Origin of the sequence: Enterococcus sp. MMGLQ5-1, from assembly GCF_013155265.1 — a bacterium.
Lineage (GTDB): Bacteria > Bacillota > Bacilli > Lactobacillales > Streptococcaceae > MMGLQ5-1.
Genome location: NZ_JABJXU010000001.1, coordinates 57,830 through 79,823, shown reverse-complemented (window position 1 = coordinate 79,823; position 21,994 = coordinate 57,830). Strand labels below are relative to the sequence as shown.

The following is a 21,994-nucleotide window of genomic DNA, read 5'->3' as shown; positions in this document are numbered from 1 at the left end:
TAAAAGGAGCAGTTATGAATGAAAATTTAATTAAATCACTCCCAAAAGCTGAATTGCATTGCCATCTCGACGGTTCAGTGCCAGTCAAAACCTTACAAGAATTAGCTGTTAAGGCTAAAATCAACCAACAGCAATTTGCAAAAATTCAGGCGCCAGAAAAATGTCATGATTTAGCAGAATACCTTGAAAGCTTTGATGTTATTTTAAAAATGTTACAAACTACTGAAAGCATTGAAATTGCTACGCTTGCCACAATCCAAGCTGCTGCGCAAGAAAACGTGCGTTACCTAGAGCTGCGCTTTGCACCCTTACTTCATCTTGAGCAAGGTCTATCTGTCATTGAAGTCATTAACGCCGTTTGCTCAGGCATCACCTTAGCACAAAAAGAAAATAATATTCATGTTAATTTATTAATTTGTGCAATGAGAAATCATTCTGATGCGCTTAACTTGTCACTGTTAGCTGAGCTAAAAACTTTACATGAAAAGAGGGTGGTTGGCTTTGACTTTGCAGGCGATGAAGCAAAGGTAGACAATCAAAAAATAGCACCCATTGTCCAAAAAGCTCTCCAAAATGGGTTAGAGGTCACTCTACATTCTGGTGAATGTGGCTGTAGCCACAACGTAATAGAAGCAATTCATCTCGGTGCGAAACGAATTGGTCATGGTGTCGCCATAAAGGATAACCCAAAGGCGATGTCAATTTGTCAGCAAAACAACATATTACTTGAGCTTTGTCCAACAAGTAATATTCAAACAGATGCGATTGAAGATTGGCAGCATTATCCACTTCAATTTTTCTTAGCAAATCATATTAATTGCTGCATTAATACGGATAATCGAACAGTCTCAAACACTAATCTAACTCAAGAATTTTTAAAATTAGCACAATACTGTCAATTAACTATCAAACAAATGCTAGAGGTCACCTCTAACGCTGTTCAATATTCCTTTGCATCTGATGAATTAAAAAAAATACTAATTAAGGAAATAGAACAAATCTATCGACCCTATCTTGAAAATACAAATTAAAAGTCTACATCGCTTTTACTTATCTCTGGCTATGAGCTGAGCAATGTGTGCATAAACTCGACCTAAAAAATGCGATTAGCCAAAAAAGGCTAATCGCATTTTTAATTAATCATACTTTTAAGAATTTACGCATTGAAACAATTGAACCAAGTGAGCCAATAACAATCCCCACAGCGAACATCATACCAATGACTAATGGCACAAATTCATTTGGCGGGATAAGAGATAGATGGCTCTGAATCATCTGTGGATTAAGTCCCTCATAAACAACCCGATACAGCCAAACAACCAAAATAGAAGGAATAATCGCACCTAGAATACCAATCCAAGCACCTTCAAGGAAGAAAGGCCAACGAATATAACCGTTTTTAGCACCAACTAATCGCATGATTGAAATCTCTCTTTGACGTGATAAAATCGTAATTCTGATTGTATTGGAAATCAAGAACATTGCAACAAATAAAAGTAAAATCGTAGCCAAAAGTCCCCACGTTCTAACAGCAGTTGCAATACTTAATACCTTATCAGAGTTGTCGCCACCATAATCAACCTTATTGACCATCGCTTTTAATTCTTCATTACCATTAAACTGTGCCGCTTTGGCAACTGATTTCACCTTTTGAGGTGAAGTTGCACTAACCTCGTAAACGTCGTATAAAGGGTTGGCATCTCCGCTAAATAATTGGAAGGAAGAACCCATGACATCAATAATTTTCTCTAACTGATCGTTCTTACTAGAGAAAGTAACCGTCTCAACATCATCGAGCTTTTCAAGCGCATCTTTCAATTTATGATAATTAGGATTATCAATGTCTTTTCCCTCATCATCTTTAATTGTCTTACTATTGTCGTCAAAACCAACATTGACAAATACCGTTACTGTTACATTATTTTCAATATCCGAAGCTAGCTTGGCGGTATTTTGAATAACTGATAAAAATGCACCTACTAAAATCAAGGTAATCGTTACCGCTGAGGTGGAAGCTAAAGTCATCCAGCCGTTACGCTTTAAGCTTTTAAATGATTCAAGTATATGCCTAAAAAAGTTTCTAATCATCGTAGCCGTATTCTCCTTCCTTCTGGTCTCGAACAATTCGGCCATTTTCAATCGCTATCACGCGATGACGTAATGTATTCACGATTTGTGAATTATGTGTCGCCATTAAAATCGTTGTACCTTGTAAATTAATTCGTTCCAAAAGATTCATAATTTCCCAAGAATTTTCTGGATCTAAATTTCCCGTTGGTTCATCAGCAATTAAAACCTTTGGCGTATTAACAATTGCACGAGCAATAGCAACACGCTGCTGCTCACCACCAGATAATTCACTCGGGAACATTCTCACTTTATGCTTTAGGCCAACTAAATCCAAAACCTCAAGAACACGTTTTTTTACTTCTCTTGGTCGTTTGCCAATAACCTGCATGGCATAAGCTACATTTTCATAGACCGTTTTCTTGGCAAGTAATTTATAGTCCTGAAAGACTACGCCAACTTCACGTCGTAAATACGGCACTTCTTTATTTTTTATTTTCCCCAAATTATGACCTGCAACTGAAACGGTACCCTTATCTGCCTTTGCCTCACGATAAAGCAAACGGATAAAAGTCGATTTCCCCGCTCCCGAAGGACCAACAACATATGTAAACTCACCTTGTTCAATACTAATTGTGACATTTCTCAAGGCTGTCGTACCATTCGAATACTTCTTTTGAACGTTATTTAATTCAATTATTCCCATTATTCCTCCTGATCAAGCAATATAGACATACTTCTACTCATTCTAACACAATTCAAATATTATTAATTCTCAATTATTTAACGATTTCAAGGCAAAGATTAAATTTTGTTTGCAATTTGCCATTTCAGATAGGCATCAATAAATCCATCCAAATCACCATCCATAACTGCTTGGGTATTACCAACCTCATAATTGGTTCGATGATCCTTAACCATCGAATATGGATGAAAGACATAAGAGCGAATCTGACTCCCCCATGCGATATCTAATTGTTCACCTCTTAGGCTGGCCGCTTCAGCCGCTTTTTTATCCAGCTCAAGCTGATATAATTTTGCCTTGAGCATTGACATGGCCTGATTTCTATTTTGAAACTGTGAGCGCTGTGCCTGTGAAGAGACAACAATTCCTGTAGGCAAATGGGTAATCCGAATTGCTGAAGAAGTTTTATTAATATGCTGACCACCAGCACCACTTGCACGAAAAACATCTACCTTTAAATCATCCGGATTAATGTCTACATCAACATCATCATCTAATTCTGGCATTAAATCTACCGAGGCAAACGAAGTATGCCTACGATTCGCCGAATCAAAGGGTGAGATTCTGACTAAGCGATGAACGCCCTTCTCAGAACGCAGATAGCCATACGCATTATAGCCTTTAATTAATAAAGTTACCGACTTGATACCTGCTTCATCACCTACCTGATAATCCAAGGTTTCTACCGAAAACTGATGCTTGTCTGCCCATCGCTGATACATCCTCAAGAGCATTGAACCCCAGTCCTGCGATTCAGTACCACCAGCACCAGGATGGATTTCTAAAATGGCATTGTTGTGATCATATGGCTCACTTAAAAGCATTGCCAATTCATATTTTTCAATTTCTGACATCAAATCATTAAGCGCCTGAATCAATTCTGCTTCAACTTCACTATCTGCCTCATCTTGCAACATATCAAATAAAATTGTGACATCCTCATATTGATGCTCCAATAGGCGAAAGGAATCATATTGCGCTTTCAAAGCATTACTTTCATCAATCACCTTTTGCGCAGCTTCATTGTCATTCCAAAAGTCGCCCTGACTCATTTGATCATCCAAATTGGCAATTTGTGCCTCTAAATCATCTAAGTCAAAGAGACCTCCTGAAAGATTGAATACTTATATCAGCCTTTTCAATTGTATTTCTAATTTCTGAGATTTCCATTATGATTACTCCGTTCAAATTTAATTATCTTTAGCTATTTTATCACAAAAATGAAGCCCATTATAGAGTAATTTAAGCTCAATTGAGAATGACAAATTTATAAAAATTCCAAAAAACATTGATAGCCCTATCGCGCGCTAAGTGTCCATCACAATTTTTAAAAGTTAAGATTATTTAATAAATGAAGCATTCATTCAAATTTATGGAAATAAAACAATATTCATGTTATATTATTAATGGAATTTCGTTATCAACAATCTAGTTGCCTTTCGCATTATCAAGAAAGGAGAATGAATATGACATTCTATAACACAGACTTGCAATATCGGGTAACCCTAAATACAAATTTGAATCTCTTTGTTGTTTTCGATAAAACAAATGAAAATCATTTTGCTACTGGTGTTACAATCGAACAAGCAGTCAATGAATTGAAAAAATCTGCATAAGGAGTTAAACCCTAATGAACGATTACAGTTCGCAATAGGCATCTACTTTCATTAATGATGAGTAGGTGCCTTTTGATTAGATTAAAGTAAATTAAGTAAGGGAGATATTTTATGAAAATAAGAGCATTAGAACGCAGTGATTTAAAACATATCCACGAAATTAATAATCAGAGAGAAACAATGGCTTATTGGTTTGAAGAGCCTTATGAATCATTAGATGAATTGACAAGCCTTTATGATAAGCATATCCATGACACACATGAACGCCGCTTCGTCATTGAAATTGATGACCAGTTTGCAGGTGTAGTAGAGCTAATGTGGATTGATTATATCCATCGAAACTGTGAAATTCAAATCGTTGTAATCAAAGATTTTAGAGGTCAAGGCTTAGCAAGCAAGGCTTTGTTAAAGGGCATTGAATATGCGTTTTCAATTTTAAATATGCACAAGGTTTATCTATATGTTGATACAACAAATGCGGTCGCTGTTCATATTTACCAAAAAATTGGTTTTGAGATTGAAGGGACCTTAAAAGAACAGTTCTTCGCTAACGGTAAGTATAAGGATAGCTTTTTTATGGGATTTTCAAGAAGTCACTATGAAGCATTGAAAGGCAATAATAAATAAAAAGCAAGTCATTATGAACGACATCAGCCTTTAGAGGTCGACTAAATTCACAATGACTTGTTCTTTTCATTTCAGCTTTATCGCAGCCAACGAGATTAATGGATCACCTCTAACTTTCTGCCATATCGACAATTAATAGTTATCCTAAAGGATTTAGGGAGGCTCTCCACGAACATTTAATGTCACATTGCCTTGTATATCTCTTAATTTGTTTTCATTATGCCTCATACCATATTTTCGATGCTCAAAAAAATAACTTGGATTACACATAGTTAAATCCTCCTTGATTTTTGATATATAAAAACAGCACACGGCTTCCTCTAATAAAAGATAGTAACCTGTGTGCTGGAATTATTATTTAAATCATCAAAAGCAAATAAAAACATAAGATACTTGAAAAGATAACTTTTAATTTGTTTGATCAACTGTAATAAAGTTAAAACGATTAATTTAGCCATCTCAATCCTACCTTCGCAAAAATCGATAAAATATATATCTTACTGACTTCATTATAGCATGAACTAAATTTGGCTGACAAATAATTATTTCGATAATATAAAAAAGACTAGACATTGAGTCTAGTCTTGCAATTTTTCATTTATGATTAATACCAACCGTTTGCTAACCAAAATGCTTGTGCATTCTCCCAAGAGCCATAACGACTTGCGACATAAGCATCCGCTACACGTTCTTGATTCTCAGCTGAATAATCGCCATTTAAATATGAAGCTGTTAATTGGTACCGTCCAATATAGATACCATTCCTAGCATCGTAAGAACCACCTGATTCTCTTTGAGCAATCCATTCCTTCGCACTACTAGTTGCTGCTGTATAGCTTGAAGCCGTTGACGTAGCAGCTGTCGCTTCGCTCGTAGCTGCTGTTGCAGGCTGTTCAGAGACTGCTGTAGCTGCTTGAGCAGTATTAGCCGCCGCTTCTGTTTCGATTATTTCACCAACATAAATGAGTGATGGATCATCGATATTATTAATTTTAACTAAATCATCAATAGAAACACCATATTTAACAGACAATTCACTTAATGTGTCGCCCGCTTTAATTTCTACTTGCTCTGCACTTGCAGCCTTACCTAAAAATAGAGTTACTGCTAAAATTCCTAATATTGTTAGTTTCTTCATGTGTTTTATAAATCCTCCTTATTAACAACATAATCCATATTATAGCGTTACATTTTTACAGAATAATTGAAAAAGGATTAAGGTTTAAATCATAATTATTAATATATGTTTATAATTATTTCAAGAATATAATAAAATTCAGCATTTGTAACACTATCAACATCTAAACACACTATAACAGTTGAAAAAAATGCTAAAAAGACTGTTTTTTGGTGATAAAACACCTTGAAAAGCACACTAAAAAATAATAAATGTTTAGCAAAAAATGAGAGCTACTACACTACCTAAATATATTTTATTAAATCAAAATAAAAAAGCAATTATCCTAAGATAATCGCTTTTAAAAGCTAAATAAATTTATTTTACAGTTACTGAAGCGCCAACTTCTTCTAAAGTAGCTTTTAATGCTTCAGCTTCGTCAGCAGGAATGTTTTCTTTAATTGCGTTTGGTGCACCATCAACTAAAGCTTTAGCTTCTTTAAGTCCTAAACCAGTTGCTTCACGAACTGCTTTAATAACTTTAACTTTTTGATCACCAGCTGCAGTTAATTCTACAGTAAATTCAGTTTGAGCTTCACCAGCACCAGCACCAGCGTCAGCAGCTACAGCAGCTACAGGAGCAGCAGCAGATACACCAAATTCTTCTTCGATTGCTTTTACTAAGTCGTTTAATTCTAAGATAGTAGCTTCTTTTAATTCAGCTACGATGTTTTCAATGTTTAATGCCATTGTTAAATCCTCCATTTTTAATTTTAATATTTAAGCTAAGCAGCGATTATGCCACTTCTTCTTTTGCTTCTGCCACTGCGTTGACAGCATAGGCAACGTTTCTGACAGGTGCTTGAAGTACAGATAAAAGCATTGAAAGCAATCCTTCTCTGTTTGGTAATTTAGCAAGCGCAACGATTTCGTCAATACTTGAAACCTTACCTTCAATCACACCACCTTTAATTTCAAGATTTTTTGCATCTTTTGCAAAGTCATTTAAAATCTTAGCAGGTGCAACAACATCTTCATTTGAAAAGGCAACAGCTGTTGGGCCAGTAAATACTTCTTCCAAGCCTTCTAAGCCTTGTTTTTCAGCAGCACGACGTAAAATAGAATTTTTGATTACTTTAAATTCAACACCATTATCACGTAATTGTTTACGTAAGTTAGTTACTTCTTCTACTGTTAAACCACGAGAGTCAACAATAACAGCTGAAGCAGCAGCTTGAAATTTTTCAGCAACTTGATCTACGATAGCCGCTTTTTTAGCGATTGTAGCTTCACTCATTTTTTTCACCTCCGTCTTATTTTTTAAGTATTTTTCAAAAAAATACTTTGTGAAATAAAAAAACTCCACATCTTTAAGACACAGAGAGACCATTGATATATTCAACGCCTCGGTAGGAAATTAAGACTCACGTCACCTACTGTCTTAGGTCATATTTTTTTAACCTTCAATAGATTATCATATTTTGAAGTAAGATACAAGTGTTAATTTGGAAAAAGATAGCTACTTTTATTTATCAAAATTAGTAGTGATAATTAAAAACTATCACTACTAAAATTTTAAGCTGGTTTAAACGATAGGCTCGTTGGCAAATACCCACTCGGTGCCAGCACTAACTGATAAGTATAGTAATTAGACAAATTGGAGCTCGTGGTGATTGTCAGAGTTCGTTCTTCTCGATTCGCTACGAGCTGTGAAATCGTAGCTGTACTTGAGCTACCATAAGTCAATTTAGTACCAGCAGTCGTCAAGCTTGCAACCTTTGACCACCAATCTTCTGTCGCATCTTCTGAAATGGTGACAGTAATTGTTTTTTGACTACTCGCAACCGTATCAACCGACAAGGTCGGGGCGGCAAGTCTCGGTGTTTTGCCTGCCACACTTAGCGTCATGTCTACGTAACCATTACGAGAGAATGTCACAGTATTCGTTTCTTCTGTCAATAAGTCAGCCGAAATATAGAGCATTCTCGCCGAGCCTGCCGATGATTGCACATAGCCAGTCGAAGACACATTGCCCAGGCCTTGATAGGTCATTGGCTGTCCATTAACTGTAATCACACCGTTTGCTTCAGCAAACGTATAGTAGGTATAATAATTATCCGCTGCTTTAAATTCATACTGCCAACTACCTTCATTAAAACAATACTTAATTTTGAGACTTAGAAACCTAAGATTAAGGATAGCCATTTTTTGAGTCATTTGTGAACTAAAAAGACCATTTCTGAAACTATTCATTATGCATAAGTATTATAAAAATTTAAGAGAAAAATACCTTTAAAAAATTCACCGTTCAATTTATTTGAAAAAGCAATCATACTTATCAACGTCTTTATTACGAGATTATATCTTGTTAATCGCACATATATCAGCATTTCCAGCTATTTCTTTGACAATGAAAAATAAGCCATCCAGAATAAGAAACAGTATGCTATTAGAAAATATCCTAGATTACATAGATAATTTTAAAGGCATATTCGTCTGGTACAACTAGACAACAAAGCAAGCCACTTTTTATTAAAAATGGCTTACTTTCAGATACAAGCTCAGATAATCTTTTCTCATGTGATATTGCTATTGCTAAATGAATAAAAGTAGTGACATCTGATTGTTTTATTTTATGAAAATTGGGGACTAAAGTTAACAATAATAAAAAAAATCAGATAGTATTTTAATAAATACTATCTGACATTTCAATAATTGATTAGAAGCTTGCTACGTCTACTTTGATACCAGGTCCAAAGGTAGTCGTTACTGTTAAGTTTGTAATATAAACACCCTTAGCAGTTGAAGGCTTCGCTTTTGCAATCACATCATTAATTGTTTTGAAGTTTTCAACAAGCTTTGCTGAATCAAAGGAAACCTTACCAATTGGCACATGAACGTTTCCTGCTTTATCAACACGGTAAGTTACCTTACCAGCTTTAACTTCTTCAATCGCTTTCGTAACATCCATTGTTACAGTACCAGTTTTAGGGTTAGGCATTAAGCCTTTAGGTCCTAAAACACGTCCTAAACGACCAACAACAGCCATCATATCTGGTGTTGCAACAACAACATCAAAATCAAACCAGCCATCGTTAATTTTTGCTACTAATTCATCTTCACCAACAAAATCAGCACCAGCAGCCTCAGCTTCTTTTGCCTTATCGCCTTTAGCAAAAACTAAAACCTTTTGTGTTTTACCAGTACCATTAGGTAAGACAACTGCACCACGAATTTGTTGATCCGCTTTTTTAGGGTCGATATTTAAATTGTAGGCAACTTCAACAGTTGCATCAAATTTTGCAATATTTGTTTCTTGAGCCAATGCAACAGCTTCTTCTACTGAATAAACTTTGCTTGAGTCAACTTTTTTCAAAGCTTCTTGTAAATTTTTGCTTTTCTTAGCCATTATATTATTTCCTCCTTAAGAATGTGGTCTAACGGTTTTCCCTTCCACATGATTTTCCATTTCTGGTAAAATCTACTGCGTGTGGGAATTTACTACTGTTAAAAAAATTAAATCAGTGTCAATTCTGATTATTCAGAAACAGTGAATCCCATACTACGTGCAGTACCTTCAATCATGCGCATTGCAGACTCAACGTTTGCAGCGTTTAGATCAGCCATTTTTGCTTCCGCAATTTCTTGGACTTGTGCTTTAGTCACAGTTGCAACTTTTTTAGTATTTGGTTCGCCAGAACCTTTTTCCACCTTAGCTGCTTTTTTCAATAAAACTGCTGCTGGTGGTGTTTTTGTAACGAATGTAAATGAGCGATCTTCATATACAGAGATTACAACTGGAATAATCAAGCCTGCTTGATCAGCAGTACGTGCATTAAATTCCTTAGTGAATCCCATGATGTTGATCCCTGCTTGACCTAATGCTGGACCTACTGGTGGAGCTGGAGTCGCTTTCCCTGCAGGAATTTGTAATTTAACTAATTTTTCTACTTTTTTTGCCACGGTACAAACCTCCTTAAGTTCCGTGATGTGGTTATATTGGAGCTGATATTTCTCCTCCCACGCCATACATGCAAAACACATGCTTTTACATTCTAGCAGATTTTTCCTTTTTTTTCAATATTTTTTTGCTAACTTTTTCATATGCTTTTTTGTGTAAAATGTTCTATAATTGTTTAGTAATAATTTCATGTACTATTATTTATTGAAAGGATTTTAAATGCAAAATAATAAAAAGAGCTGGTTGATCCTCATCGCTGTTGGCCTGTTCACCTTTATGTCAACCTTAGATTCATCAATTATTAATATCGCATTACCAACCATCTCAAAAGAATTAAATATTCCAATGAATGAAGCAACTTGGTCAGTTTCTATCTATTTAATTGCTGTTTCTGGTCTCCTCATCTTCTTTGGGCGCTTGGGTGATATTTTTGGTAAAATTAAAGTTTTTAAAATTGGGACAGTCATTTTCACCCTTGGCTCATTGCTTGCGGGGTTTAATTTCGGAATCTATTTTCTATTATTTTCAAGGTTCATTCAGGCAATTGGTGCTGCAATGACAATGAGTAATAGCTTTGGAATCACCACTGAATCATTTCCATTACAGCTTAGAGCACGCGCAATGAGCTTTATAGGTATTTTCGTATCGCTTGGTGCTGTGACCGGTCCAGGACTTGGTGGCTTAATTTTACAATTTCTACCATGGAGTTATATTTTTTGGATTAATGTCCCTATCGGTATTTTTGCTATTCTAATGGGGCAAAAATTATTTCCAAAAGCGAAACCAATTGAACAAGTACCACCAATTGATTATTTAGGAACGATTCTATTCTTCTTTTCAATTGTCTCAATTTTCTTAGGAATCGAAATCGGACAGGTTCAAGGCTTTGCTAATCTGATAACAATTTCTTTACTGATAATTGGTTTAATTTTATTAATTATTTTTATCATTCAGGAAAATCGAATTAAAATACCTTTAATTGAGCTAAAAATATTTAAAAATCAATTATTCTCAATTAGTTTAATTTCAGCGTTACTTATCTTTACTACCAATTTTTTTGCTAATATTATTATGCCCTTTTATTTGCAAAACTACCTAGGTTGGGATCCTGGCTTTGCTGGACTTGTATTAATGGCCTTTCCTGCAACCATGTTAATTTTCAGCCCGATTGGCGGCTATCTTGGTGATTATTTCAATAAAGAAAAAATTACAGCAATTGGGATTGCGATTGTCGTCATCGCTCAGCTTTGCTACACAACACTAGATTACCATTCATCCTTTATTCTAATTGTAGGGATTACCGCACTCAATGCAATGGGCTCAACGCTTTTCCAATCATCTAATAACGCACTGGTCATGAGCAGTGTTGACAAACAATATTTTGGAGTTGCTGGCTCAATCAATGCCCTAGCTCGAAATTTAGGCATGATTTCAGGCATTTCCATTGCAACCATTACCTTGTTTACAAGTATGAGCCGTCAAGCAGGTAAGCATGTCACTGATTATTTGCCGGAGCACCCAGAATATTTCTTAAACGGAATGCACCTCGCATTTTATATCTCATCTATTTTAGCACTTATCACACTTTGTTTAGTTAGCTATCGTTTATTTAAGCTTAAAAAGTAATGCTTAAAAAAAGGCTGGATATTGAAGAATAATCTTCATTTCCAGCCTTTTTTATAAACTAATACTATTATTAATAAGTTATAAACAATCAAAAATTATCATTAATAATGAGATAGCAAAATTCACATGATACTAATCAGCAGTCGACTCTGAAATATTTTGATCAGAGATATCAGCCTGCAAATCATTATTTTCATCTAATTCTGCAGCCTCATCATTCTCTTCTGACTCGGCTAGAGCAATCGTCATCACTTTAGCGTCATCTTGCATTCGCATTACGTGAACACCCTGAGTTGCTCTACCAGTTTGTGAAATATCACTCGTTTTAAAGCGAATAATCACACCGGTATCAGTAATTAAAATCACATCCTCATTACCATCGACAACAACTAAACCAATCAGCGCACCTGTCCGCTCTGTACGGTTTAAGGCTTTAATCCCCTTACCGCCACGACCCTTAGTTGGATACTCTCTCGCAACCGTTCGTTTTCCAAAGCCATTTTCAGTAATCACCAATACCTCTTGCTGCTCATTGACAGTAGATGAGCCGACAACAAAGTCGTCCTCACGCAGTCGAATCCCTCTGACACCTGCGGCACCACGTCCCATTGCTCGAATTGAAGCTTCTTCAAAGCGAACCGAGTAGCCATTATGTGTACCAATAATAATGTCTTGCTCGCCATTCGTCAGCATCACATTAATCAATTCATCAGATTCATTCAAATTAATCGCCTTAAGACCAGATTGACGAATATTGGCAAATAAGCCTGCTTCAACTCGCTTCACTAGACCCTTTTTAGTCACAAAGAAAAGATACTGATTACTATCTGGATTACCGCTAACATTAATCACCGTCTGAATAGATTCACTCGAATCAATACCTAATAGATTAACAATTGGAATGCCTTTAGCAGTTCGACCATATTCTGGGATTTCGTAGGCCTTTGATTTTAATACTTTTCCTGTATTAGTAAAAAATAACAGGGTATCATGCGTGTTGGTTGAAACTAGATTTTTAACAAAATCATCATCGTTAACACCCATCCCTTGAACGCCACGTCCACCACGCTTTTGAGCTCGAAATTCATTTGCCGCCATCCGCTTAATATAACCATTATTCGATAGCGTAATCACAACGTCCTCTTCGTTAATTAAATCCTCATCTTCAAGTGATAAGACTTCTCCAACCAATAATTCTGTTCGTCTTGGTTCAGCAAATTTACGACGAATTTCGTCCAATTCTTCCCGAATAATTTGATTGATGCGCTCTGGCTTCGCTAAGATATCCTTCAAATCGCTAATTAGTTTAACCAATTCCTGATATTCAGCTTCAATTTTTTCGCGTTCCAAGCCTGTTAAGCGGCGTAAGCGCATATCTAAAATGGCTTGAGATTGGCGCTCAGAAAGGCTAAATTGACTCATCAGCTGTTCCTGCGCAATTTTATCGTTTTCCGCAGCTCGAATTAATTCAATAATTGCATCAATATGATCTAGCGCAATTCGCAAGCCTTCTAAAATATGCGCACGCGCTTCTGCCTTTTCCAAATCAAACTGTGTTCGACGAGTAATCACCTCTTGTTGATGGGTGATATAATGCTGTAAAATTGCCTTAAGGCTTAAAATTTTCGGTGCACCATCAACAATCGCCAGCATATTGAAGCCAAAGCCGGTTTGCAGGCTGGTCAACTTATAAAGATTATTTAAGACGACACTGGCTGAGGTATCACGACGCACTTCAATCACAATGCGCATTCCTTCACGATTGGATTCATCACGTAATGCAGTGATACCCTCAATTCTTTTTTCTTGATGCAATCGCATAATATGCTCAACTAATTTTGCCTTGTTAACCATATACGGTAGCTCACTGACAATAATTCGTTCTTTACCACTAGACAAGGTCTCAATTTCTGCTTTTGAGCGAACCGTTATTGAGCCCTTGCCTGTCTCATAGGCACGACGAATACCTGATTTACCCATAACCATCGCACCTGTTGGAAAATCAGGACCAGGTAAGACCTCCATCAGCTCCTGAGTCGTCACATCTGGGTTTGCCATTACTAAATCTACCGCATCAATCGTTTCTGAAAGATTGTGTGGCGGAATATTAGTTGCCATCCCAACTGCTATCCCTGTTGTACCGTTAACCAATAGATTAGGAAAACGAGCTGGTAGAACAACCGGCTCACGCTCAGTTCCATCATAATTGTCCATATAATCAACGGTACGTTTATTAATATCACGCAGCATCTCAAGGGCAATTTTATTCATTCTAGCTTCGGTATAGCGCATCGCAGCTGCTTTATCGCCATCAACCGAACCAAAGTTCCCATGACCATCAACTAACATATGACGGTAGCTCCAAGGTTGAGCCATCCGAACCATTGATTCATAAATCGCAGAGTCACCATGTGGATGATATTTACCCATGACATCACCAACAATACGGGCTGATTTCTTATGCGGCTTATCAGGTGTCACTCCTAATTCATTCATGCCATATAAAATTCGTCTATGTACAGGCTTTAAGCCATCTCGTACATCCGGCAATGCTCTCGCAACGATAACACTCATTGCATAGTCAATAAAGCTCGTTTTCATCTCCTGAGCGAGATTAACGTCTCTTAAATTACGATCTTCCATTACAACCTCACTTTTGTTTTTAAGCTATTTAAAATAGCCCCTAACACAAAATCTAACAGTTTCTATTATACCATAAAAATTAGCTATTTGAGCGGATAACAATCCTACAATATCTGCTTAATTTACAAAAAAAATAAAGCCTTATCAGCTTTATTTTTTGGGGGTCCAAAGATATGGCTCAAAAATATTTTTGATTTTTTTTACTGTCTCCTCTGCGCTTTCAGAATGGATGGTTAAATCATAATCATTCGGTACTGTCCCTAACGTAATGACTTCGTTAACTGGCAAGGTTTCACTTAATTCTTCGATTAAATTTTGCTTAGTAGCATCATGTCGATAAATTTTCAAATATTTATAGCCGGGGTAATCATCAGAAGTATAGGTCAAAATTCGACATGCTTGACTAAACGGCTGCTGATTTAGCTTTTCAACAATTTGATTAATGATTGCTTCTTTTTGAATAATTAAAAAATAAACAGTTTCATGAGCTAGTGGCTCTGCACGATATAAATAATTACGATGCGGTGAACGACGATGTCCCTCATAAATTTTTTCTTCAGCCTTATTGGTAAAATCACCATAATAAATTAACCAAACATCCTCTTTGATAATATTTTGAAAAATTTGAATTTCAAAGGTCTGTAAAAATTCAATAATGTGCTTAGAAATTACCTGATTAATTGTCCTAACCTTTAAATAACGATTTTCTTCGATATCATAAAGCACCGCGCCATCCATCGAAATAATCGGTAGCTTAAACTGAATATCTGACATTCGATCAATTAAATCCGCTGGCGTTCTGACGGTACAAATCGTAAACTGTAGACCATTTTGAATCATCCGATTGAGTTCGATTTTAGAATAGCCCGCTAAGCCCTGATTATTAAAGAGCAATAGATCATTAACCGAGCAGACAATTAAAATATCCTTGCGCTTATGTCTAGGAAAATGCAAGCGTACCAAAAATAATGCAATACCAATACCGAGTAGCGTATCAAAAATACGATCACCTACAAAAAGAAACGGGTTAGCTTCTCCTAGATGAAGCACAACAATACTTAAAAAAACAACACATGCAAAATAGGATGCATTTTTCTTATTCAATAAAATTGTTGTATAAATAACTGGAATGATAAATAAAGAAATAACTATAAAGCGAATATAGTCTGGTTCGGATTTAAAAAATTGGAACTCTAGCAAAATCATAATCAAACCGTAAAAGCCACCGATAAAGGTGCCAATTACCCGCTGTAAAGCCATGCCATAGGATTCATTATCATAAGCTCGCATACACCAGAGTACTGAAAGTGCTGTATAAAATGGCGCCCCGTTCTCACCTCTTAATAAATAAATTAAGAAGCCAATTAAAACACCAATTGCCGATTTTATAATTCTCATGCCAATTGGTGGCAATTCTATTTGTTGCATTTTTTTAATCAAAGTCACACAGTCCTTATTTGTCTTTTATAAAATCATTTATTTATTATTATAGTGTTAATCGTTAAACAGAACAATAATAGCTTGTGAAAAGTTTATAAATAATCTATTTTCTGATAAAAAGTACGCTCTAAATATCACGAGAATAAATTTTAAGCCTCTTTAAAAAACACCTATGACTAGTCACAAGCTGATTTAGATTGCAAGTTTAATGATATTTGGTAATATATAGTTAATAACTATCGCTAAATATAGAAACGGAGTAAGTATGCGTATTCAACAATTACAATATATTATCAAAATCGTTGAAGTCGGCTCAATGAGTGAGGCTGCCAAACAATTATTTATTACACAGCCAAGTCTCTCTAATGCCGTCAAGGATTTGGAGATGGAGATGGGCATTCAAATCTTCATCCGTCAGCCCAGAGGCATTACTTTAACCCGTGAGGGTACTGAGTTTCTATCCTATGCACGTCAGGTAGTTGAGCAGGCCGATCTACTAATCGAACGTTATACAGGTAAGCAAATCAAAAAACAGCTTTTTGCTGTATCTGCTCAGCATTATGCTTTTGTGGTTAACGCCTTTGTTCATTTGCTAAAGGATTATGATATGACGCAATATGAATTAACATTAAGAGAAACTCGAACTTTTGAAATCATTGAAGACGTTAAAAATTTTAGAAGTGAAGTAGGCGTCCTTTATTTAAATGATTTCAACCGTGATGTTTTGACTAAATTATTTGATGAAAATCAGCTTCGATTTACGCATTTATTTACGGCTAAGCCTCATGTCTTTGTTTCTCGCCAAAGCCCTTTAGCTAATAAAACAAAAGTGACTTTAAGTGATTTAGAGGATTTCCCTTATCTTAGCTATGAGCAGGGTAATCATAACTCCTTTTATTTTGCAGAAGAAATTCTATCTACTGTTGAGCACCGCAAATCAATTGTCGTCAGTGACCGCGCGACCTTGTTTAATTTACTAATCGGCCTAGATGGCTACACAATTTCGACTGGGGTTTTAAATAGTGATCTGAACGGTGACAATATCATCGCCATTCCTTTAGAGGTCACTGAGCAAATTGAAATTGGTTATATTTCTCATCTGCAAGGCAAATTTTCATTAATGGCTGAAAATTTTCTGAAAGAGCTGCAAGCGATTATTGAAAATGAACAACTTGGATTATAATTTGACTAAATAATCGCCACTAAAACTTATCTTACATAAAAGAACTATTTTCCTAAAACAAATTAATTGGATAGCTCGGAAACCTTAATTAATATAAAATCAATATAGAGAGATGACGTACGCCTTACCGCTTTCGTAATGTTCGTAATTTATGGACTTTATCTCTCAAAACTGTTCAATAGATACGTCGTTAAATGTCTTTTGTTCCACCTCCTTTTGTTTTTTATAAATAACAAAAGGAATACCGAAAAACGATCTTGCATTTAAACAGTTGATTGCAGATTTAAAGACAGGTAAAATTGGTAATCATATTATTACTAATATATGACGTAGCTATGTAGAAATATGAAAATATAGCAATATTTTCTTAAACGGTGGAAATATCACCAGATGATTGGCCAATGAATGTACCTAGCTGTCTTTAGCTAATCCTGTTTCCTTTACACCTGTATAACATAATTCATTTAACACTTACACACCACATAGCCCGCCTCCGTAATCCAGCTATCCGGATTAGGACTCTGCGCAGGTGAAATATATGGGATATTTATCATTGGTCCGCAAATCACATAATTATTTGCTTCAATCCAAGAAGCAATCGCTTGGGTTACTTCTGGCATTTGCTCGTAGCTGCCGTTAAATGTTACAGAGGCTATCAAAAATCCAGAATCTTCATAAAATTTGACATCATCCGTGTTAGTATAGTCACCAATGATATTACTCTGCACTTCGATATCGATATTTGCTTCTTTATATTCCCTATCATGGTAAATGGTCATCCCTAACGGCGGATTAGCCATTTTAACACTTTGCTTTATAAATTCTTCATGTAGAGAAGTCCATAACTCATACTCATCATTATATGACGAAATCTTTTTTCTAATTGCCATGACCTTTCTTTTTGGTATTTCTTTTAGTTTGACATTGTATTTCTCTATAAAAGTTCCTTCTTTCATTTTTTCTCTAAGCTGATCTATAATATTTTGCATCTTCGTTAACGCATCAAGCTCATCACGTATCTCAGCCTCTCTTAAATTATAGTGATATTCTAATAGCTTTGTATCATTGCTTTGTATCACTTCTTTAATAGTTTTCAATGGTAAACCGATTTGCTGAAGCATTTTTATTTTATTGACCGTTGTTAATTGATGTGTCGAATAATATCTATAGTTGGTAACATCATCAATCCTTTCAGGAAGTAATAGCTCCAGCTCTTCATAGTGGCGCAGTGCTCTGACTGTTAGATTGGTTAATTTTGAAAAATCACCTATTTTAAACATTTTCTAATCTCCTTATTCACTAGCTAGCTTACTTAAAATATATACCGATACATTGGGCAAGTGTCAACTATCATTTTTTTATCCTTGACTCTTACGTAACGTACGAGTTCATAATAAGAGTATGCATAGAGAGGAGGAATATTATGCTAATGACATTGAGCTACTTAGCTACAGGAGGTCTAATTTTATTTTTGATTGAAAGCTTGATAATAAAGAAGAAAGGATGGGATTTAGACAGGTTTCATCAAATAATAGGGACTATAAATTTATGTTTAGTGATCTTTTTTTTGATGCTTTACTTATTATCACCCGATTTATTTTCAAGCGATGTAAAAATTAAAAACCAGTTCATTTATATTTGCTTTACAATATTAGCTAGTTATTATTATTTTTTAGCTGCACCATTATCTATCGCAAGCTCATTTGTGATTTTAAAAACGAGTACAAAAAATAATGGTCTACTTTATCTAAATGTAATCGCCAGTTTATTACTAATAATTTCATTTAGACTATTCCTGTAATTACCAGAACATAATTGATTGAAAATAAGGAGGATATTTATATGGCAAGACCGACAACAAAGACTGATTTAATTCAAACAGGAAATGAGAAATATCAGAAATTAATGACGCTTATTCATTCGATTCCAGAGGAAAGCATAAATGGCGTTTTTCAATTTGAAATTGAAAAAGAAAAAGGCGCACATTGGGAAAGGGATAAAAATATTAGAGACATATTAATCCATTTATATGAATGGCATAGTTTACTTTTACATTGGGTAGAGGCCAATCAAAAAGGAATAAAAAAACAATTTTTACAGGATGGATATAATTGGAAAACATATGGAAAAATGAATATAGTCTTTTGGGAAAAGCACCAAAATACTTCATACGAGAGCTCACTAGAATTATTAAAGAAAAGTCATACAGAGGTGATAAAGCTCGCCGATACATTTTCAAATGATGAATTATTCTCTAAGGATGTTTACGAATGGGTCGGGGGTAGCACATTGGGTAGCTATTTCGTATCTGTTACTTCAAGTCATTATGACTGGGCTATGAAAAAAATAAGAAAATACAAGAAGTCTTTATAGGAACAAAATCAGTCAGCAGTTCCCAAAAATACATATAGCACTCAAAAAAGATCGCCACTATTGTAGTGACGGTCTTTAATATATTTTATTTAAACCAATTCTTTTTCTAGCTTCAAGACAGGCTTTTTAATTTTCAAAGTAATCTTACCCTGCGTTGCCCCAACTGTCACTTGATCGCCAAAGGTAAATTCACCAGAAAGTAGACTTTCAGATAACCTGTCTTCAATTTCTCGTTGGATTGCCCTGCGAATTGGACGAGCACCGTACTCAGGATCAAAGCCAACCTTACCAATCACATCAATCGCACTCGGTGTAATTTTAATCTTGATACCTTGCTCAGCCAAACGATTGGTAATTGATTTTGTCATAATCTTAACAATTTGGTGTAGCTCTGGTTTTTCAAGGCTTCTAAAGACAACCGTTTCATCAATCCGATTTAGAAATTCTGGACGATATGCTTTCTTCAATTCTTCCAGAATACGCTTTTGCATTTTATTAAAATCTTGATGAATATCACTCGCATTAAAACCAACTGTTTTTTCTTCTCGAATTGCTTGTGCGCCAATATTACTTGTCATAATTAAAATCGTATTTCTAAAATCAACCTTACGACCCTTGGCATCTGTTAAGAAACCATCGTCCAATACCTGTAGCAGTATATTAAAAATATCAGGATGTGCTTTTTCAATTTCATCTAAAAGCACCACTGAATAAGGTTTTTGACGAATTTTCTCAGTCAATTGACCACCTTCGTCATAACCAACATAGCCCGGTGGTGAACCAATCAAGCGAGAAGTGCTATATTTCTCCATGAATTCACTCATATCAACACGAATCAATGAATCCTCCGAGCCAAATACCGCCTCAGCTAAAGCCTTTGCCAATTCAGTTTTACCGACACCAGTTGGTCCCAAGAACATAAATGAGCCAATCGGCCGATTCGGATCCTTCAAGCCACTGCGAGCTCTTCTAATCGCACGGGCAATTGCCGTTACCGCTTGATTTTGACCAATGACGCGTTGATGTAGAATTTTTTCTAAATCAAGCAAGCGTTGACTTTCCTTTTTCTCAAGCTGTGTTAATGGAATGCCTGTCCATAGTGAAACCACTTCTTCAACATCATGAGCAGTCACCTGTGATTTACTTGACGTTTCCTTGATATACTTCTCATTCAATTTTTCAAGCTTATCAATTGCCGCTTTTTCCAGCTCACGGTATTTGGCCGCATCCGGAAAATCGCCTGACATAATTGCTGCATCCTTCAGCTTAGCAAATTCAGTAATCTCTCCACGAAGCTTTTCCATTTCAACTGGCTCACTGACCACAGAAAGACGGACACTTGCCGCAGACTCGTCAATTAAATCAATCGCCTTATCTGGTAGTTGACGATTGTTAATGTAACGCACCGATAATTTAACTGCTGCCTGAATTGCTTCACTGGTAATTTCAACACCATGATGGGCTTCATACTTTGGACGAATACCAAGTAAGATTTGCTCAGCCTCCTCTGCGCTCGGTTCATCAACCATAATTCTGGCGAAACGGCGTTCCAAAGCTGAATCCTTTTCAATGTATTTTTGAAATTCATCTAGGGTCGTTGCACCAATTGTTTGTAGCTCGCCACGAGCAAGCGCAGGCTTTAAAATATTAGAGGCATCAACGGCACCCTCTGCGCCGCCCGCACCAATTAGCGTGTGTAATTCATCAATAAACAGGATTACCTGTCCATCATTATAAATTTCTTCGATGATTTTCTTTAAGCGATCCTCAAACTCACCACGATATTTTGTACCTGCCACTAAAGAGCCCATATCAAGCATCATTAAACGTTTTTCACGCATATCACTCGGCACTTCTCCTGCCACAATACGCTGCGCCAAGCCTTCAGCAATCGCTGTTTTCCCAACTCCGGGATCGCCAACCAGCACTGGATTATTTTTAGTGCGTCGAGATAAAATTTGAATTAAACGCTTGACCTCCTTTTCACGACCTACTACAGGATCTAAAGCTAATTCACTCGCCATCTTCGTCATATCTCGAGCTAATTTATCCAAGGTCGGAGTCTTTGAAGCGCCCGGGCGTTTGCTCCCCTGTGCCATTCTATCCCTAGCATTGCTAACAGATGAACTAACCGCTGGAGACTCTACACCAATTCTTTTTAATAAGGTTTGACGTAATTTTTGTAAATTGATACCGATATTATTAATAATCCGACTGGCGAAAATATCTCGATCCCGAAGTATACCTAATAATAAATGTTCTGTGCCAATCATTGGCGCACCAATTTTTTTAGCTTCCTCTGATGCAAACTCAAATAATTGCTTTGTCCGTGGTGAATATGGTAAATAGGCATCTGCTGCATAGCTATTGACCGTACCAAATCCTTCAATTTGTTCTATTTCTTCTCTAATTTCTTCCTCATCAGCACCTAGTTCCCTCAGTGCCTTCCCACCGATACCGTTTTCCTCAATCACCAGTGCTAAAAGTAGATGCTCTGAGCCTACTGAACGATGCTTAAAATTCTTTGCCTCTTCTTGGGCGATTTCTAATACTCGTCTTGCCTTTTCCGTAAATACATCTTTCATTTTTTCACCTC

General features: G+C 36.1%; 20 protein-coding genes and 1 other annotated feature. Of the genes, 7 read left to right on the top strand and 13 right to left on the bottom strand.

Translation table 11 applies throughout. The features are described 5' to 3' along the window. Window positions 1-14: 14 nt before the first annotated feature. Window positions 15-1,031, top strand: coding sequence for an adenosine deaminase (add, locus tag HOY35_RS00340; protein ID WP_172210034.1), 1,017 nt, complete (start codon window positions 15-17; stop codon window positions 1,029-1,031). A 109-nt stretch (window positions 1,032-1,140) separates the two neighbouring features. Here add and ftsX read toward each other — a convergent pair whose 3' ends face one another. From ftsX to prfB, 3 genes are all read right to left on the bottom strand, one after another. Next, window positions 1,141-2,088: a permease-like cell division protein FtsX gene (gene ftsX / locus HOY35_RS00335; RefSeq protein ID WP_172210033.1), complete on the bottom strand. Its 948-nt coding sequence runs from the start codon at window positions 2,086-2,088 to the stop codon at window positions 1,141-1,143. After that, window positions 2,081-2,773 (bottom strand): cell division ATP-binding protein FtsE, encoded by a 693-nt coding sequence (ftsE, locus tag HOY35_RS00330; RefSeq protein WP_172210032.1) that lies wholly within the window; start codon window positions 2,771-2,773, stop codon window positions 2,081-2,083. The genes ftsX and ftsE overlap by 8 nt, the downstream gene beginning before the upstream one ends. 98 nt (window positions 2,774-2,871) lie before the next feature. Then, a protein-coding gene (prfB, locus tag HOY35_RS00325) for a peptide chain release factor 2 (RefSeq protein WP_172210031.1) occupies window positions 2,872-3,982 on the bottom strand; the annotation gives its coding sequence in 2 pieces (ribosomal slippage) (window positions 2,872-3,909 and window positions 3,911-3,982; 1,110 coding nt in all). Window positions 3,983-4,278: 296 nt separating this feature from the next. On the opposite strand from prfB, the gene HOY35_RS00320 reads away from it, so the two are divergent. Both HOY35_RS00320 and HOY35_RS00315 read left to right on the top strand, forming a co-directional pair. Continuing rightward, on the top strand, window positions 4,279-4,428 hold the full coding sequence (locus HOY35_RS00320; RefSeq protein WP_172210030.1) for a hypothetical protein: 150 nt from the start codon (window positions 4,279-4,281) through the stop codon (window positions 4,426-4,428). Window positions 4,429-4,539: 111 nt separating this feature from the next. Next, entirely contained in the window at window positions 4,540-5,055 is a 516-nt protein-coding gene (locus HOY35_RS00315; RefSeq protein ID WP_172210029.1) for a GNAT family N-acetyltransferase, read from the top strand. Window positions 5,056-5,659: 604 nt separating this feature from the next. Here HOY35_RS00315 and HOY35_RS00310 read toward each other — a convergent pair. The 6 genes from HOY35_RS00310 to rplK all read right to left on the bottom strand — a co-directional run bounded on the left by HOY35_RS00310 (window position 5,660) and on the right by rplK (window position 10,135). Continuing rightward, a complete protein-coding gene (locus HOY35_RS00310) occupies window positions 5,660-6,193 on the bottom strand; it encodes a LysM domain-containing protein (RefSeq protein ID WP_172210028.1) in 534 nt (177 codons plus the stop codon). A gap of 357 nt (window positions 6,194-6,550) precedes the next feature. Further along, window positions 6,551-6,922, bottom strand: coding sequence for a 50S ribosomal protein L7/L12 (gene rplL, locus HOY35_RS00305; RefSeq protein WP_172210027.1), 372 nt, complete (start codon window positions 6,920-6,922; stop codon window positions 6,551-6,553). A 46-nt stretch (window positions 6,923-6,968) separates the two neighbouring features. Next, window positions 6,969-7,469: a 50S ribosomal protein L10 gene (gene rplJ / locus HOY35_RS00300; protein WP_172210026.1), complete on the bottom strand. Its 501-nt coding sequence runs from the start codon at window positions 7,467-7,469 to the stop codon at window positions 6,969-6,971. 48 nt (window positions 7,470-7,517) lie between these two features. Next, window positions 7,518-7,636: a sequence feature (ribosomal protein L10 leader region), on the bottom strand. Between the two features lie 111 nt (window positions 7,637-7,747). After that, window positions 7,748-8,377, bottom strand: coding sequence for a DUF1533 domain-containing protein (locus HOY35_RS00295; RefSeq protein WP_172210025.1), 630 nt, complete (start codon window positions 8,375-8,377; stop codon window positions 7,748-7,750). Between the two features lie 514 nt (window positions 8,378-8,891). After that, window positions 8,892-9,581, bottom strand: a complete 690-nt coding sequence (gene rplA / locus HOY35_RS00290) for a 50S ribosomal protein L1 (protein ID WP_172210024.1) — start codon at window positions 9,579-9,581, stop codon at window positions 8,892-8,894. 128 nt (window positions 9,582-9,709) lie between these two features. Next, window positions 9,710-10,135: a 50S ribosomal protein L11 gene (rplK, locus tag HOY35_RS00285; protein WP_172210023.1), complete on the bottom strand. Its 426-nt coding sequence runs from the start codon at window positions 10,133-10,135 to the stop codon at window positions 9,710-9,712. Between the two features lie 217 nt (window positions 10,136-10,352). Between rplK and HOY35_RS00280 the strand changes: the two genes are divergently transcribed. Beyond that, a complete protein-coding gene (locus tag HOY35_RS00280) occupies window positions 10,353-11,759 on the top strand; it encodes an MFS transporter (RefSeq protein ID WP_172210022.1) in 1,407 nt (468 codons plus the stop codon). Window positions 11,760-11,891: 132 nt separating this feature from the next. On the opposite strand, the gene gyrA is transcribed toward HOY35_RS00280, so the two are convergent. Together gyrA and HOY35_RS00270 are read right to left on the bottom strand one after the other, a co-directional pair. Beyond that, window positions 11,892-14,402 carry a DNA gyrase subunit A gene (gyrA, locus tag HOY35_RS00275; RefSeq protein ID WP_172210021.1) on the bottom strand — a complete coding sequence of 837 codons (2,511 nt, stop codon included), beginning with the start codon at window positions 14,400-14,402 and terminating at the stop codon, window positions 11,892-11,894. A 150-nt stretch (window positions 14,403-14,552) separates the two neighbouring features. Further along, the gene (locus HOY35_RS00270) at window positions 14,553-15,842 is read right to left on the bottom strand and encodes an HAD hydrolase family protein (protein ID WP_172210020.1); all 1,290 of its coding nucleotides are present in this window, start codon (window positions 15,840-15,842) and stop codon (window positions 14,553-14,555) included. A 265-nt stretch (window positions 15,843-16,107) separates the two neighbouring features. Here HOY35_RS00270 and HOY35_RS00265 point away from each other — a divergent pair, with 265 nt between their 5' ends. Further along, window positions 16,108-17,025, top strand: coding sequence for a LysR family transcriptional regulator (locus HOY35_RS00265; protein WP_172210019.1), 918 nt, complete (start codon window positions 16,108-16,110; stop codon window positions 17,023-17,025). Between the two features lie 464 nt (window positions 17,026-17,489). Here the strand turns inward: HOY35_RS00265 and HOY35_RS00260 are convergent, their stop codons facing one another. Continuing rightward, window positions 17,490-18,305 (bottom strand): MerR family transcriptional regulator, encoded by an 816-nt coding sequence (locus HOY35_RS00260; RefSeq protein ID WP_172210018.1) that lies wholly within the window; start codon window positions 18,303-18,305, stop codon window positions 17,490-17,492. A gap of 143 nt (window positions 18,306-18,448) precedes the next feature. Between HOY35_RS00260 and HOY35_RS00255 the strand changes: the two genes are divergently transcribed. Then, window positions 18,449-18,826 carry a hypothetical protein gene (locus HOY35_RS00255; RefSeq protein ID WP_172210017.1) on the top strand — a complete coding sequence of 126 codons (378 nt, stop codon included), beginning with the start codon at window positions 18,449-18,451 and terminating at the stop codon, window positions 18,824-18,826. 41 nt (window positions 18,827-18,867) lie between these two features. Further along, window positions 18,868-19,398: a ClbS/DfsB family four-helix bundle protein gene (locus HOY35_RS00250; RefSeq protein WP_172210016.1), complete on the top strand. Its 531-nt coding sequence runs from the start codon at window positions 18,868-18,870 to the stop codon at window positions 19,396-19,398. Between the two features lie 89 nt (window positions 19,399-19,487). On the opposite strand, the gene HOY35_RS00245 is transcribed toward HOY35_RS00250, so the two are convergent. Then, window positions 19,488-21,983: an ATP-dependent Clp protease ATP-binding subunit gene (locus HOY35_RS00245; protein WP_172210015.1), complete on the bottom strand. Its 2,496-nt coding sequence runs from the start codon at window positions 21,981-21,983 to the stop codon at window positions 19,488-19,490. Window positions 21,984-21,994 lie beyond the last annotated feature (11 nt).